This is a genomic window from Phyllobacterium ifriqiyense (assembly GCF_030817885.1).
GTDB lineage: Bacteria > Pseudomonadota > Alphaproteobacteria > Rhizobiales > Rhizobiaceae > Phyllobacterium > Phyllobacterium ifriqiyense.
Genome location: NZ_JAUSZT010000003.1, coordinates 2,345,094 through 2,359,349, shown reverse-complemented (window position 1 = coordinate 2,359,349; position 14,256 = coordinate 2,345,094). Strand labels below are relative to the sequence as shown.

13 protein-coding genes are annotated in these 14,256 nt (G+C 53.4%); 9 read left to right on the top strand and 4 right to left on the bottom strand.

The annotated features are described in order from the left end of the window. Window positions 1-120 precede the first annotated feature (120 nt). Together argC and QFZ34_RS19110 are read left to right on the top strand one after the other, a co-directional pair. On the top strand, window positions 121-1,056 hold the full coding sequence (argC, locus tag QFZ34_RS19115) for an N-acetyl-gamma-glutamyl-phosphate reductase (protein WP_307284247.1): 936 nt from the start codon (window positions 121-123) through the stop codon (window positions 1,054-1,056). Further along, the gene (locus QFZ34_RS19110) at window positions 1,049-1,903 is read left to right on the top strand and encodes an aminoglycoside phosphotransferase family protein (protein ID WP_307284244.1); all 855 of its coding nucleotides are present in this window, start codon (window positions 1,049-1,051) and stop codon (window positions 1,901-1,903) included. Before argC ends, QFZ34_RS19110 begins: the two co-directional genes overlap by 8 nt. Here the strand turns inward: QFZ34_RS19110 and arsK are convergent. Then, entirely contained in the window at window positions 1,892-3,115 is a 1,224-nt protein-coding gene (gene arsK, locus QFZ34_RS19105; RefSeq protein ID WP_307284241.1) for an arsenite efflux MFS transporter ArsK, read from the bottom strand. The two genes, QFZ34_RS19110 and arsK, sit on opposite strands and share 12 nt — an antisense overlap. 79 nt (window positions 3,116-3,194) lie before the next feature. Beyond that, window positions 3,195-4,292 (bottom strand): COX15/CtaA family protein, encoded by a 1,098-nt coding sequence (locus QFZ34_RS19100; protein WP_115051701.1) that lies wholly within the window; start codon window positions 4,290-4,292, stop codon window positions 3,195-3,197. Window positions 4,293-4,452: 160 nt separating this feature from the next. On the opposite strand from QFZ34_RS19100, the gene QFZ34_RS19095 reads away from it, so the two are divergent. After that, window positions 4,453-4,668: a DUF2842 domain-containing protein gene (locus QFZ34_RS19095; protein WP_115051702.1), complete on the top strand. Its 216-nt coding sequence runs from the start codon at window positions 4,453-4,455 to the stop codon at window positions 4,666-4,668. 4 nt (window positions 4,669-4,672) lie between these two features. Here the strand turns inward: QFZ34_RS19095 and QFZ34_RS19090 are convergent, their stop codons facing one another. After that, window positions 4,673-5,488 (bottom strand): polysaccharide deacetylase family protein, encoded by an 816-nt coding sequence (locus tag QFZ34_RS19090; RefSeq protein ID WP_307284236.1) that lies wholly within the window; start codon window positions 5,486-5,488, stop codon window positions 4,673-4,675. Window positions 5,489-5,848: 360 nt separating this feature from the next. Between QFZ34_RS19090 and QFZ34_RS19085 the strand changes: the two genes are divergently transcribed. Beyond that, window positions 5,849-6,985: a GNAT family N-acetyltransferase gene (locus tag QFZ34_RS19085; protein WP_307284232.1), complete on the top strand. Its 1,137-nt coding sequence runs from the start codon at window positions 5,849-5,851 to the stop codon at window positions 6,983-6,985. Here the strand turns inward: QFZ34_RS19085 and QFZ34_RS19080 are convergent. After that, a complete protein-coding gene (locus tag QFZ34_RS19080; protein ID WP_307284230.1) occupies window positions 6,982-9,141 on the bottom strand; it encodes a GumC family protein in 2,160 nt (719 codons plus the stop codon). The genes QFZ34_RS19085 and QFZ34_RS19080 overlap by 4 nt on opposite strands. Before the next feature lie 220 nt (window positions 9,142-9,361). Between QFZ34_RS19080 and QFZ34_RS19075 the strand changes: the two genes are divergently transcribed. The 5 genes from QFZ34_RS19075 to QFZ34_RS19055 all read left to right on the top strand — a co-directional run bounded on the left by QFZ34_RS19075 (window position 9,362) and on the right by QFZ34_RS19055 (window position 14,247). After that, window positions 9,362-9,883 (top strand): polysaccharide biosynthesis/export family protein, encoded by a 522-nt coding sequence (locus QFZ34_RS19075; protein ID WP_307286487.1) that lies wholly within the window; start codon window positions 9,362-9,364, stop codon window positions 9,881-9,883. A 9-nt stretch (window positions 9,884-9,892) separates the two neighbouring features. Beyond that, the gene (locus QFZ34_RS19070; protein WP_307284227.1) at window positions 9,893-11,029 is read left to right on the top strand and encodes a glycosyltransferase; all 1,137 of its coding nucleotides are present in this window, start codon (window positions 9,893-9,895) and stop codon (window positions 11,027-11,029) included. 45 nt (window positions 11,030-11,074) lie between these two features. After that, window positions 11,075-12,613 carry an undecaprenyl-phosphate glucose phosphotransferase gene (locus QFZ34_RS19065; protein ID WP_307284224.1) on the top strand — a complete coding sequence of 513 codons (1,539 nt, stop codon included), beginning with the start codon at window positions 11,075-11,077 and terminating at the stop codon, window positions 12,611-12,613. Next, window positions 12,610-13,851 (top strand): O-antigen ligase family protein, encoded by a 1,242-nt coding sequence (locus QFZ34_RS19060; protein WP_307284221.1) that lies wholly within the window; start codon window positions 12,610-12,612, stop codon window positions 13,849-13,851. Before QFZ34_RS19065 ends, QFZ34_RS19060 begins: the two co-directional genes overlap by 4 nt. 213 nt (window positions 13,852-14,064) lie before the next feature. Beyond that, window positions 14,065-14,247, top strand: coding sequence for a hypothetical protein (locus QFZ34_RS19055; RefSeq protein WP_307284217.1), 183 nt, complete (start codon window positions 14,065-14,067; stop codon window positions 14,245-14,247). Window positions 14,248-14,256: the final 9 nt, after the last annotated feature.

Below are 14,256 nucleotides of genomic sequence, written 5' to 3'. Positions count from 1 at the left end.
CCGGTTCTCGAAAATCACCCCAGCTAACTCATCAGTTTAGATTTGATTTTCGGCAACCTCCCACATTGAATCCGCTTTTCTCGCTAACTATCTGAATTCAAAGCTTCCAAGGGTATTTTGATGAAACCGAAAATATTTATCGACGGCGAACACGGCACCACAGGTTTGCAAATTCGCACCCGGCTTGCGGGGCGCGATGATCTAGAAGTCATCTCCATTCCTGAAGCCGAACGGCGTAACAAGGATTTGCGCGAGGAGTTTCTGAAGGCTGCGGATGTGGCGATTCTTTGCCTGCCGGATGAGGCTTCAAAGGAAGCCGTTGCTATTCTCGAAGGAAACAATTCCACCAAGATTATCGACACGGCGACAGCGCACCGCGTTCACCCTGACTGGGCCTATGGCTTTGCGGAACTCGACAATGCGCAGCGGGCAAAGATCGCCAAAGCGCGGCTTGTCGCCAATCCCGGCTGCTATCCCACCGGCGCGATTTCCCTGATCCGCCCATTGCGTGATGCTGGCATATTGCCTGCCGATTATCCAATCTCGGTCAATGCGGTTTCGGGCTATACGGGCGGTGGCAAGCAGATGATCGCGCAGATGGAAAACCCTGACGCGCCAGACCATATCGCGTCCAATCATTTCCTCTATGCAATGCCACTCAAGCACAAGCATGTTCCGGAACTGCAGCTGCATGGTCGCCTTGACCGCAAGCCGATCTTCAGCCCGAGCGTTGGCCGCTTTGCCCAAGGTATGATTGTTCAGGTGCCGATCTATACGAGCGATCTTAACGGCAATGCTTCGATGGCGGATATCCACGCTGCGCTGACCGCTCACTATAACGGCCAGAATATTGTTCAGGTCGTATCGCTTGAAACAAGCGCCACCCTGCCCCGTCTCGACCCTGAAGAACTGCGCGATACGGACATCATGAAGCTCTACGTGTTCGGCACGGAAGGCTCCGGACAGGTCAATCTCGTAGCCCTTTTGGACAATCTCGGCAAAGGCGCTTCGGGCGCGGCAGTGCAGAACCTTGATCTCATGTTGGGTCATGGCTGACAATCTTCTGCAAAGCCTGCCAGCCGAATGGTATCTTTCTGAACCCGAACTGTTCACAGAAACCCATACCAGCCGCATCATTATGGTGCGGTTGGAAAATGGTGAGCAGGCTGTGGTTAAGCAGTTGAATGCCACCGGCATGGAAAATGAGTTGCGTGGCGCGCACTATCTTGAATGGCATGATGGCCATGGGTGCGTGCGCGTACTCAAGCAACAAGACAATAATCTCCTGCTGGAATATGGCGGCTCGCGCACCCTGCTCGATCATCTGAATGAACATGGCGATTCATCGGCAACATTGATCTTCACTGATCTATTCCAGCGATTGCAGGAAACCTTTCGCAGCCAGAAACCGGTTTCACCGGATTTCGTGCCATTGCGGAAACAATTTTCCAGCCTTTTCAAGAAGGCAGAGAAGGACCGCAAGGCCGGTGAGCGAAGTATATTTGTAGACGTGGCCGCAATTGCAGACCGGTTGCTCGACAATCAACGTGATATTCAGCCGCTGCATGGTGACATACACCACGAGAACATTCTTTTTGGCAAACGTGGCTGGTTGGTTATCGACCCGCAGGCATTGCTGGGCGACCCCGCCTATGATGCCGCCAATATGTTTTACAATCCGGTGGAACGGACTGACCTGCGTACTGATCCGAAACGCGTGGCCACCATGGCGAAGATTTTCGAAGACGTGTTCAGGCGTGATCGCAAAGACTATCTGGAATTCGGCATGGCGCATGCATGCCTATCTGCTTCATGGCATGATGAAGACAAGAACCACGAAGAGCGTGATCGCAGCCTTGCCGTGGCGACGACTATCCGCGAGGTGCTCGCCTCAGCCGCCTGAACGTTTTACGAGTCTTGCCACCACGACGAATGTCATGACCCCCAGCATACCGATAATGGCGACGACAACGAGCGCTGCCGTCGGCCCGAAATGCTCAAGCAGAAATGCAAAAATGAAAGGCGCCACCGAAGAAACGATCAGGCGAGACGAGGTGATTTTGCCGAGAATTTCGCCATAGCCCTGATGACCGAACAACGCTAACGGCAATGTGCCCTGCACGATGCTGTTCAATCCCGATCCCATGCCAAACAGAATAGCGAACATGACCGCTCCGGCAATCAAAGGTATGGGTGCTGGCAGCAGCAACATCATGAATGCGAGTGGGATCATTACCGTGGAACCGATTGCGATGGTCATCGCAGAGAACCGGCCACCCATAAGCATATTGACGAGGCGGCTTGCAAATTGCGCCGGTCCAAACATCGTCCCGACGAAGACTGCGGAGGAAGCGCCTAGCCCAACCGCGCCGAGCACTGGTACAAAATGAATAAGCATTGATGAAAGCGAGAAGCTCGTCAGCGAAAAACCCATTGCCAAAAGAACAAGAGCAGTTTTGCGATCATCATATTGTAGCGAGCCGCCAGCCTCCATCGCATGGGGCGGTTGAGGCGAAGCATTGTGCGTCATCTTTGCCGAGCGCCGTGTCATTTGTGACAGCCAGAAGTGGATGGGGAAGCAGACTGCGACTTGCAAAACGGCGTAAAACAGGAAGATTTCGCGCCAGGTGAAGGTGTCCAAAAGTAATGTGGCAAGCGGCCAGAACAGTGTCGACGAGAAACCGCCCATCAACGTCAAATAGGTTATCCGGCGCGGCGCGAGCTGTGGGTCTACTTGTACCAGCACGGCAAAGGCAGTGTTATAAAGGATGAAAGGCGTGGCTATGCCTGTTGTGACCAAAGCGGCCGCAAACATCCACCAATTGGTTGAGACAGCGCAAAAAACAAGGGAGAGCGCCGCAGCCAGTGAGCCGAGGGTCATGACGCGCCCTGCCCCAAACCTGTCTGCCCAGCGACCGGACCATGGCGATACAATGCCGCCAATCAACAGCGTTCCGGAAAACGCCGCAAACAGCCATTCTCGGGTCTGAGCAAACTCCTGCCCTACAACCGGAGCCAGAATACTGAAACTATAGAAAAGCGTACCATAACCGATGATCTGCGTGATACCGAGGCCAACTACCGTAGCCAGCGACCGCCTCGCACTGATGATCATAATTTTAGTTTCCGATATGCATGCTTAACAGGATTAGCGTCAGGACCTGCAAACTAACTGAGTCTCTCACTGTAAGCAGTCAGTTTCCTTGTACAATCTTCGTTTCAAGCGGATATGCGCCTTTTGTTGCGCGCCAATGCGCCACAGCAAAGCCAAGCAGAACAATTGCAAAAAGCTGGTGAAGCAATCCGAGCCCGATCGGCACTTGCATAAGCAACGTGGTAATGCCGATTGCGGCCTGAGCAGCGACCAGCAGCGCGAAGAAAACTGCACGTCGGGCATGCGTTGTCTCAGGCGCCATGCGCGTGGTTGAGAAAGCATGCCAGATCGCCATGGCAAAGACGAAATAAGCAAAGATGCGATGGACGAATTGCACAGTCTTCGGGTTTTCAAAGAAATTGTGCCAAATCGGCTGAATAGGAAACATGTCGCCCGGGATGATTGAGCCATCCATTAGCGGCCAGGTATTGTAGGACAGCCCCGCATCAAGGCCAGCAACGAGGGCGCCAAGATAAATCTGAATGAATACAAGCACGACCAGCCAGCCGGAAAAGCGCTGAATGGGGCGATCTGCCGGTTTTTCAGTATAGACCGCCAAACCTCTTGCCACGTACATGACGGCTGCGAAAATAATGCAAGCCAAAGTCAAATGTGTAGCGAGACGGTATTGGCTGACATCGACCCGAACAGCCAGCCCTGAGGCGACCATCCACCAGCCTACGGCACCTTGCAGACCGCCTAGCGCCAAAATACCAATCATGGGCCATCTGAGGCGTCGCTCGAGTCGGCCCGTAAGCCAGAAGAAAGCCAGCGGCAGGGCAACAAGAAAACCAACGCCCCGAGCAAGGAACCTATGAGACCACTCCCACCAGAAAATCTGCTTGAACTCAAACAGGCTCATGCCTTTGTTCAATTGTTGATACTGTGGAATCTGCCTGTATTTATCAAACTCTTCCATCCACTGGTCATATCCAATAGGCGGAATAATACCGTGGATCGGCTTCCATTCGGTGATGGAGAGGCCCGAACCCGTCATACGAGTGGCACCACCCACAAACACGATGGTCGCCAGCACCACCAGCACCACATACAACCAGATACGGATATGCTGGCGATTTCTCGCTTCGCGATCCTGCACCAAGACAAGCGCGTCTTCGGACGTAATATGGGCGGCCATGCAAAAACTCCTTAGAGCCGGATAGGTGAAGCATCTTGCAGTGCATGACAAGCGGCGCTTACGCGACACGCCGTCGCGTTTGCAAGCCTCGCGTGGCTTTTTCGCTTTTCGAGTGAGGATTTAACAGATAGATCAACCTAACGCTCAATTGGATAGCAAAATGCCCGTAAGGCTGAAGAAACTCATCGGAACATTTTTCCTGGTCGCGCTGGTCTGCGTCTACGCCATTGTCGCGACAATTTTTGCTGTGGCTCTCCTTGGCAATGCCAGCCCGTGGATCCACCTGCTCTACTTCTTCGGCACAGGCATATTGTGGGTGGTCCCGGCGATGTTCATCATCAGCTGGATGGAGAAGGCGCCCAAGACCAAAATCTAGGCACTCAAGCCTGAATAATCCGCCTGCCCGCATTGGCGATAGGTGTGGTCGCACCACTCATCATGGTTTTCGCATAAACCAGCTTCTGGAAACGCCCATTGATCGAAATGCGCGGCAATATATGCATGTGAGCCCGATGTTCGGCGTGGATGGTGCCGTGACGGGTTGTCACTGCCGAAACAAAACCTTCCTGCGCCGCCAATGATGCCTCACGATCGCCCGCCGCTCTCACCGAGCCATAGGGATATGCGAAATGGTGCGGTCGTTTGCCCAATTTGTCTTCCAGCATATCTGCGGATTGCCGCATTTCGAAAGAAACCATCTCAGGTGTCAATCGCTTGAGATTGTAGTGATGAACGGAATGCGCGCCGATTGTGCATAGCGGATCGGTGGCGATCTGACGCAATTCCTTCCAGTTCATAACATCGCGATCGGCAGCGACACCGCAAATCATGTTCTGGGCGTCACACATTTCCCGCAAGACAGGCATTTGCTGGAGTTCGGTCAGTGTTTCGGTGAAATAGCGCATCAAGGCGTGAAATGTCGCGCGCTTCTGGAACATTGTTGCGCAACGCCATTCCTGGCCGTTCGGTGCCTTGATGAAGCTAGCCTTGGCGACGAGAAGTTCCAGCACCTCCCACCACAAAACAGCCGCGCCTTCTATAAGACCGGGCGTTGCATAAACCGCTGAAAGGCGCACGGTGTTTTTGAAAGACCGGATAGGCATGATGGAGATTATCACTATAGCCATCATCAAGCGTAACCGCCGCAAAACGGCGCCCACCCTTTGAGCCGGATGCAATGCGGGCGACAGCTTCATCCATGGAAACCAGCTCAATATCTTCCGATTTGAGGGATACCAGTATTGTGTCGAGAAAGGCCGGAGAGATTGAGAGCGAACGATTGACGCCGAGCGGACTTGTGCAGTCCGGCCGCACCCTGTGCAGCATGATGATTGAACCGAGACCGCCAAGACGCGCGCGCGACCGCGATGCAAAGCCGCTATGCCAAGCCAGCCTCATCACGGCCTTGCGTATTAAATCGGCCGCGTGGACCATTCCTTCACCAACTTTGATTTATTTAGAAGCAACAGGATAATTATTGCTCCAATAGAGCATAGTGAATGCTGATGATATATCGAATACCTTCGTCGTAAATCGTCTTTTCGTGGAACGCAAGAATGAACCATCGGCAGCTCGAAGCAAAAATACTGATCGATGGCCGTGATGTTGAGGCTGCCTGGTTTGAACTTGGTGCCGATTTCATCTCGGGAGCCTCGCAAACGCCGCGTTGGCTTGCGCTTTGGCAATCTCTGGTCAATCGCGATTGCCTTGTCGCGGCGCTTTATTGCGAGGAGCAACCTGTCCTTATCCTGCCGCTGGAAATCCGGCAAACCGGGCCGCTACGTATCGCGATATATGCTGGCGGCCCTCATGCGAATTGCAATTTTCCCGCCATTTTGCCGGGTCAAAACATTACGGCGGACGCGCTTCGTTTGCTCTTCGATGCCCTGCACCATGCGCGTCCCGATATCGACCTTGTATCGCTGACCCGTCAGATGGGCGAACTCGGCGGCTTTGCAAATCCCCTGATAAAAATTCCAAGCAGGGTTAACGCAAATATAAGCCTTGCCATCACGCTGGATGGAAATTTCGAGACGGTTCTCGCCAGGGGCAATGCGAAGCGCAAAAAGAAAAAGCACAGGCACGATATGCGTCGGTTCGAGGATGCAGGCGGCTTCAGCACCATAACCGCAACAATGCCGGAAGAGACCAATGCGATGCTCGATAATTATTTCGAGCATAAAGCAACGCGTTTGGCGCAGGCGGGGATTAAAAACACTTATGAACCAGCGGGCGTGAAGGACTTCTTCAAGCAGCTTTTTGCGGAGGAAGCCGCCGCATCCTCGCCGCGTTTTCAGTTGAAAGCCTTGAAGGTTGCCGGGCAATATCGTGCAGTCCTTGGAAAATCTTATGCTGCAGATCAGACCTTCATCGATTTCGTTGGAATTGCTGAAGACGAGCTGGTCAGCACGAGCCCGGGCGAGTTTCTGTTCTTTGAAGATATTGCCGCAAGCTGCCAGACCGATTTGCATATTTATAGTTTTGGCATAGGGGATGAACCCTATAAGCGCAGCTGGTGCGATATTGAGCTGCCAACCTATGATACCGATATCAGCCTGACGGCCAAAGGTAGGATTTTCCAGGCATGGCTTCAGGTTCGCCGCAAGCTGGTGCGCATGATGAAGCAGAATGAATTTGTCTGGGCAAAGGTGAAAAAACTGCGCTCCATGTTGCGCGGGGCGCGCCGAAGTTAAACCCGGCGCACGAGCCTGCCAGCTTCCAGCCACAACTCGCCAGGATGGAAGGGCGTCAGCAGATTGGGCTCAAGAAAGCGCGCGTCATAAACGGCTTTTGCAGTGGCAGTCACGTCCGGATCATCCGGGTTGACCACGCCGAGAATAAGCTCTGTGCCCTCAGCCAGCAAATGCTTCAGCTCGGAAACAGTAGACGGGCCGCTATCGACGACAACCAGATCATAGGCAGACTGCAAGGCGGTCAGAATCATTGGCAGACGCCAGACCGATTGCATAGCCTTTACCGGATCATGATTGCCGAGCGGAATAATTTCGGCCTGTGAGTAGTGATCGAGATGAATAACATCGCTGAAGTGTTTCTCAGAGACGAGCAGATCGGTGATGCCGGGTAAGCTACCATTATCCAGCATGGAACGCCCGATCTCCGGCGAACCGGTCATATCAACGAGAATCACGCGTACGCCCCTGTCCGCCAGTTCGCGCACCAGCAGGATCGTCAAGGCGGACGCTTCATCGCCCTCTGGAGAGACGATGACCGCCCTCGCCGCGCCACTTGCCATGATTCGATCAGCGACAATGGCGACACTGGTATGATCGGTTTCTACAGGCTGAAGCGTCTCCGGCATGATCGGCAGCGGAGCAGACTTGTATGATGCAGATTGAATCTCTTCTGTGGCCGGTGCAGCAGCCACTGCCGCTACAGGTGGGGTTGCGGGCTGATCGATGGGCCGCGCTGGCACTTGATAAGCGCCTGATACAGGACGCAAGGCCCGGCCACTGAACAGCGCGTGGAGAAGGGTCCCAATGCTCAAGATCAACAATGAAGCCACGAAGGCAGCGAGCGTCATCGGAACCTTTTTGGGGAAGTAAGGTTCGATTGGGCGATCGGCGCGAGAGAAAATGCGAGCATCAGCAGGCATGTAGCCCCGATCTGTGCGCGACGATGCCTCGCGGTAACGCGTAAGATAGGATTCAAGCAGTTGGCGCTGGGCTGTCGCTTCGCGTTCCAGCGCCCGCAACTCCACTTCTTCCTCACCGGCCCGCGATGACTGCGCCTTGAGCTGGTTCAGGTAACGATTCAGCTCTGCCTCACGCAAGCGCGCAGTTTCTGCTTCGTTTTCAAGGCTTGCCAGCACCTTGCGCGCTTCGAGGCGTATCTGATTGTTCAAATCGGCAAGCTGCGAGCGCAATGCCCTTATTCTGGGATGTCCGCTAAGCAGTGAAGCTGAAAGGTCAGCAATATCGTTGTTAAGCTGGACCTGGCGTTCACGCAGCCGCTGGATCAAAGGCGAAGCAATGACATCCGGCAGGGTTTCCGCCTGCGCGCCACTTTGCAATGCTGCCCGCACGCTTGCAGCGCGCGCTTCGCTTGCGGCCCTGTTGGCGCGAACGCGTGACAATTCACTGGAAAGTTCCGAAAGCTGCTGGGTCGCCAGCACCGCATTATTCTGCCCAATCAAGAGATCGGACGAACTGCGATAGGCCGCAACCTTGGCCTCCGCATCCTTGACCCGCTTGCTCAAGTCCGCGATCTCTGGCTGTAGCCAGCCCGTGGCATCCGTATTTATTTCGGACTTCGCCGCCTGCTGCATAGCCATGTATTCATCTGCGATGGCATTGGCGACCGAGGCAGACAAATCCGCATCTTTCGACGAAAATTGGACGACAATAACGCGGGACGCCTGAACACTGTAAACCAGCAGGCGGTCGCGCAGTGCCTGAAGAATATAGTCTGCACGCGTTTCATCGCTCAAATTACGGCCCAGCCCCACACTATCCAGAAGCTTGGACAACATTGAGGGTTCGGCGCTTGCGGTCAGCTCGGCATTTTTTGCCAGATCGAGCTTGGTGATGACGTTGCGCAAAACATCGGATGAACCGATCAATTCAACCTGGCTTTTGATCGCTTCCTGATCAACCACAGGACGATCATCAGTCTGCTGATTGGCCGGACGAGTGAATACGGATTCACGCGCTTCGATAAGGATACGTGTTTCAGCACGATATTTCGGCGAGACCATAGAGAGAGCGATGAAGGTCAGAACGGTGACAAGCAATGTACCAATGATGATGCGACGCTTGTTTTGCCATAGACTGGCAAACAGCGCCCCCATATCGATGTCTACATCAGTGCCCGTGGATTTGGCCTGAGCCATGCGATCACCCCATACCATATGCCTTAAGGGTAAAGACTTATGGTAACCACCAAGTTAAGACTTTTGCGACCAGAACAGCCTTCTCATATCGCGAGCTTTACCAGCCATTAACCCTAATGAATTGATAATGCACCCAGAGAATCGACAAGCGCGTTGCCAAGTTAGGGTCCGAATCGTGTTCAGCAAGCAGATATTTCTGGTATCAATCGGCATTGCCTGCATGATGCTTGGTGGTTGCGCCAGTTATCGCCCAGCGCCGCCTGCATTTAACGAGGCGATCAACAAGCCATATATGCTCGATGCGGGTGACCGAATCCGCCTGACGGTCTTTGAGCAGGACGGCATTACCAACACCTATAGTGTCGATCAGGCAGGCTATATTTCCATTCCGCTGATTGGCAGCGTGCCAGCGCGCGGCAAGACCATCCAGCAGATCGAGGCAGCAGTGGCAGCCAAGCTCAAGCAGGGATATTTGCGCGAGCCCGATGTTGCCGTCGAGATTGATCGCTATCGGCCCATCTTCATCATGGGCGAGGTGGGCGCTGCAGGCCAATATTCTTATGTTCCGGGCATGACCGCCCAGAAAGCCATTGCCGCCGCGGGTGGATTTAGCGCTCGCGCCAATCAAGGCGACGTCGATATTACGCGGCAATTTAATGGTGAAAGCCTCACAGGGCGTGTGACTATCTCAGATCAGGTATTGCCCGGCGACACGATCTACGTGCGCGAACGCTTTTTCTGATCTGCGCACATGAAGACCAGCCGGTCACTCCGTATTGTTCATTGCTTCAGGGCTCCCGTAGGTGGCGTCTTTCGGCATGTCCGCGATCTGGTTGCTGCGCAGAATGCCGCGGGGCATCAAGTTGGCGTAATCTGCGACGCAACAATTGGAAGCGAACTTGAGGAACAACTCCTCGCCGAACTTGGCGTCGGCCTGGCTTTGGGGCTAACGCGTATTCCAATGCAAAGGCAGATTGGGTTCCGCGATGCCATAGCGGCATTCAGGACATACAAGACAATCAAGAAATTGAAGCCTGAGATTCTGCATGGGCACGGCGCCAAAGGCGGTACCTATGCAAGAATATTCGGCTCGCTGTTACGGGTATCTGGTGCAAGCGTTGCCCGTTTTTATTCGCCGCATGGCGGTAGTCTCCATTACGATCCGACGAAACTTTCCGGAAAACTGATTTTCTGGATCGAACGGCTGATGGAGCGAATGACGGATCGCATTATATTTGTTTCAAAGTTCGAGCGCGAAACCTATGTGCGGAAAGTCGGAGAGCCCCACTGCCCCAATGCTTTGATCCATAATGGGCTGTCAGCACAAGAGTTTGATCCGGTCGTCGAGAACGACAATGCCGCAGATTTTCTCTTCATCGGAGAATTACGCGCGCTGAAAGGGCCCGATATTTTCATTGAGGCTCTTGCAAAGGCCAGCAAAGCAAGCGCGCGGAAGTTTACTGCCGTTATTGTTGGTGATGGGAGAGACCGCGCATCACTGGTGGAACAGGCCGTATTGATACGGGAGCAGACCGACATAAGGTTCCTGCCTCCCATGAAGGCCAGAGACGCTTTCCGCCTTGCAAAAATTGTGGTGGTGCCTTCGCGCGCTGAAGCCTTGCCCTATATTGTTCTGGAGGCATTGGCAGCTGGAAAGGCTTTGATCGCCAGCCGGGTGGGTGGAATTCCAGAAATTCTGGGCGATCAATCGCTAGCACTGGTCAGGCCCGACGCAACCGAACTTGCCCAGAAAATACTAACTGCCATTGGCGATGTTACAGCCTATCGCACCGTCCTGCCGGATATGGACGATCTGAAAAAGAACTTCAGCGCCAGCAGTATGGCAGCCCGGTTGGAAACCGAATATTTCGTTTCACTTGGTCGCTAATTATCAAACCTTTCTTAGTGCCTATATGCTACCTAAGGTAGTATTATGAGAGATAACAACGCAAAACCGAAGCTCACTCGCGAGTCCGTTCGTAATCTGCTGTCCGATGAAGAATCTTCAACGGGCAAAAGCAGCCTGAGCTCTGTCGCCTACACGATTGCGTCACAATATGCGCAATCAACCAACTCGCCGGTTATGATCAGCGGCATCATGCGGATCATCGAGTTCATGATCGTGGCGGTTACGGGCATCGCGATCTATATTTTCTATGTAGGCGCATCGCCGAGCTTGTTTCTGCACTATTTGCTGGCAGTCGTGGTCACCGCAACCGCGACTGTTTTCATGTTGGAGCTGAGCGACAGTTACCAGCTTGCCACGATGCGCGATCCTTTCAGCAAGTTCGGGCGGCTTGTCATCATATGGTCGGGCGTTTTCGCGATGATGTCGCTGGCAGCCTTCTTCCTCAAAATATCCGAAGACTATTCGCGTGTCTGGTTTGGCGCCTGGTTTCTTTGCGGACTGGTTTTGTTTGTTGCGTTTCGGCTCATCATGTCCCGGTTGATCCGGCGCTGGGCACGTAATGGCAAGATGGAGCGGCGGGCCGTTCTCGTCGGTGGCGGCAAACCCGCCGAAGACCTCATCCGTTCCATCGAGCAGCAACCCTATAATGATATTCGCATTTGCGGGGTCTTTGACGATCGCGACGCAAAACGTTCACCGCCTATTGTTGCTGGTTACCCGAAGCTTGGCAATATTTCAGAGCTCATCGAATTTGCGCGGATAGCGCATATCGATATGCTCATCGTTTGCCTGCCTATAACGGCTGAAGAGCGCGTACTCTCGCTTTTGAAGAAGCTCTGGGTGCTGCCCGTCGACATAAGACTATCGGCCCACAACAACCATTTGCAATTCCGTCCACGTGCTTATTCCTATATCGGCTCAGTGGCGATGATCGATCTGTTTGACAAGCCGATCAATGATTGGGACTCGGTTGCCAAACGCGCTTTTGACATCTTCTTCAGTCTCTTCGGCATTCTCGTTTTCAGCCCGATCATGCTGGCTACAGCGCTTGCGATCAGACTGGAAAGCGAGGGTTCTGTCATTTTCAAGCAACAGCGCCACGGCTTCAATAATGAGATCATCGAGGTCTGGAAATTCCGTTCCATGTATACGGAAATGTGCGACCCGACGGCGCGCAACGCAGTTGTCAAAAATGATCCGCGTGTCACTCGTGTGGGTCGTTTCATCCGCAAGACTTCCATCGATGAACTGCCCCAATTTTTCAACTCGCTGATGGGGACCCTGTCGCTTGTCGGGCCTCGTCCTCACGCCATAGCGGCCCACTCCCACAATCTTCTCTACAATGATGTGGTGGATGGCTACTTTGCCCGGCACCGGGTTAAACCAGGCGTGACAGGGTGGGCCCAAATCAACGGCTGGCGCGGAGAGATCGACTCGGACGACAAGATCAAGATGCGCACGGAGTTCGATCTTTATTATATCGAAAACTGGTCGCTTTGGTTTGATCTGAAAATTCTGCTGCTTACCCCTATCCGCCTGCTGAATACGGACAACGCCTATTGAGCACTGTTGCGCATCGCGACTTACCAAGCGGGATAGATCGCGCCACCAAGAACCGCGCGCTCATCCGGCTCATTTCGAATTTTGCGGTGGGTTTCGGTGTATTCCTGAGTGGTTTCGTCATCGACGAGCCTGCTCCATACGAACTTTACATGGCGGGCCTGATCGCGATTTGGGCCTTGTTCGGCCTCAGGCTCTCGCAGGTTAGCGGCGCGCTTCTTGCCATATTGGTGATCTTCAATATTGGCGGCGTTATCTCGATGGGACAGATGTCCGATCTGAAAACCGCACCCATGTATCTCGCCGTATCGCTGTTCTTGTCGCTGACGTCCGTCTTCTTCGCTGCCATCGTTAAAAACGACTACCGCGTGCTCAACATCATCTTTGGCGGTTATGTGCTGGCAGCGATATGTACCTCGCTGCTCGGCATTCTCGGCTATTTCAATGCCTTTCCCGGCTCAGAGCTCTTTACGCGCTACGGACGGGCGATGGGTGCTTTTCAGGATCCGAATGTTTTCGGGCCATTTCTCATGCTGCCCTTTGCCTGGTTATTGCACGGCATATTGGCGGGAAGTTTGCGCGCCCTGCCCTTGCGCCTCGTACCAATTCTGATTTTGACACTGGCAATCTTTCTCTCATTTTCACGGGCGGCGTGGGGCATGGCGCTGCTCATCATTGCCGGGATGGCGCTGCTGCTGTTCATTCACAACCCCAGCCCGTTGTTTCGCCTGCGGATCATCATCATGGCGATCGTGGCCGTTGCGCTGGCATTGATTGCAATTGTCATCGCATTGCAGATCCCCAGCGTGGCCGAGCTTTTCAATGCGCGTGCACAACTGGTTCAGGATTATGATGATGCGCAGTTCGGTCGCTTCGCCCGCCACTGGTATGGTTTATTAATGTCTATCGACCACCCTCTCGGCATTGGGCCGTTGGAGTTTGGCCCCATCTATGGCGAAGACACACATAATATCTGGCTTAAAGCACTGCTGGATTATGGTTGGATCGGTTTTGCCAGTTATTTGCTGCTCACCATGCTCACTCTCGGACTTGGGTTACGCATCCTTTTCCGTGACCGGCCCTGGCAGCCATATCTCCTATGCGCCTATCTTGCCTACCTCACACATGTGGTGGTGGGAAACGTTATCGATACAGACCATTGGCGCCATTTTTATCTGCTGGTCGGGGTTATATGGGGATGCGTTGCGCTTGAGGTGGCAAATAAACGCCAAGAAAAATGACAGTAATACTGCCATGTCCTGCAACTGAAAATAGCACAATGCGCGCGTTTTTAACGAATTGCTGTCGTTTTCTGCAATTGAATGAATCGACTTCAGCTGGTTTTTTAGTTCAATAAGGCATTTCTACCAGCAAAATCCAGAAACAGGATGAAGGCCATAGTCGATTTTTTAAAAAAGAATAACCCAAACTATTCCACTTCTGATGGTGAACTTATGCAGCAGGCGCTCGATATTGCCGCTGCAAAATTGGGAATTTGCGAAGAGAACAAACATGAGCGCAGTTCACTCATTCGGTTTGTTCGCGCTGCCTTTATCATCGGCAACCGCGATGTGGATGCCATCGCAAGTTTCACTGTGAACGCAATTCTTATCAGGCGCAAAAACTCACATCGCTGACGCCTGCTT

Bases quoted from the DNA above. Each gene is read 5' to 3' on its own strand.
- argC (WP_307284247.1), top strand. From the start codon at position 121: ATGAAACCGAAAATATTTATCGACGGCGAACACGGCACCACAGGTTTG.
- QFZ34_RS19110 (WP_307284244.1), top strand. From the start codon at position 1,049: ATGGCTGACAATCTTCTGCAAAGCCTGCCAGCCGAATGGTATCTTTCT.
- arsK (WP_307284241.1), bottom strand. From the start codon at position 3,115: ATGATCATCAGTGCGAGGCGGTCGCTGGCTACGGTAGTTGGCCTCGGT.
- QFZ34_RS19100 (WP_115051701.1), bottom strand. From the start codon at position 4,292: ATGGCCGCCCATATTACGTCCGAAGACGCGCTTGTCTTGGTGCAGGAT.
- QFZ34_RS19095 (WP_115051702.1), top strand. From the start codon at position 4,453: ATGCCCGTAAGGCTGAAGAAACTCATCGGAACATTTTTCCTGGTCGCG.
- QFZ34_RS19090 (WP_307284236.1), bottom strand. From the start codon at position 5,488: ATGAAGCTGTCGCCCGCATTGCATCCGGCTCAAAGGGTGGGCGCCGTT.
- QFZ34_RS19085 (WP_307284232.1), top strand. From the start codon at position 5,849: ATGAACCATCGGCAGCTCGAAGCAAAAATACTGATCGATGGCCGTGAT.
- QFZ34_RS19080 (WP_307284230.1), bottom strand. From the start codon at position 9,141: ATGGCTCAGGCCAAATCCACGGGCACTGATGTAGACATCGATATGGGG.
- QFZ34_RS19075 (WP_307286487.1), top strand. From the start codon at position 9,362: ATGATGCTTGGTGGTTGCGCCAGTTATCGCCCAGCGCCGCCTGCATTT.
- QFZ34_RS19070 (WP_307284227.1), top strand. From the start codon at position 9,893: ATGAAGACCAGCCGGTCACTCCGTATTGTTCATTGCTTCAGGGCTCCC.
- QFZ34_RS19065 (WP_307284224.1), top strand. From the start codon at position 11,075: ATGAGAGATAACAACGCAAAACCGAAGCTCACTCGCGAGTCCGTTCGT.
- QFZ34_RS19055 (WP_307284217.1), top strand. From the start codon at position 14,065: ATGCAGCAGGCGCTCGATATTGCCGCTGCAAAATTGGGAATTTGCGAA.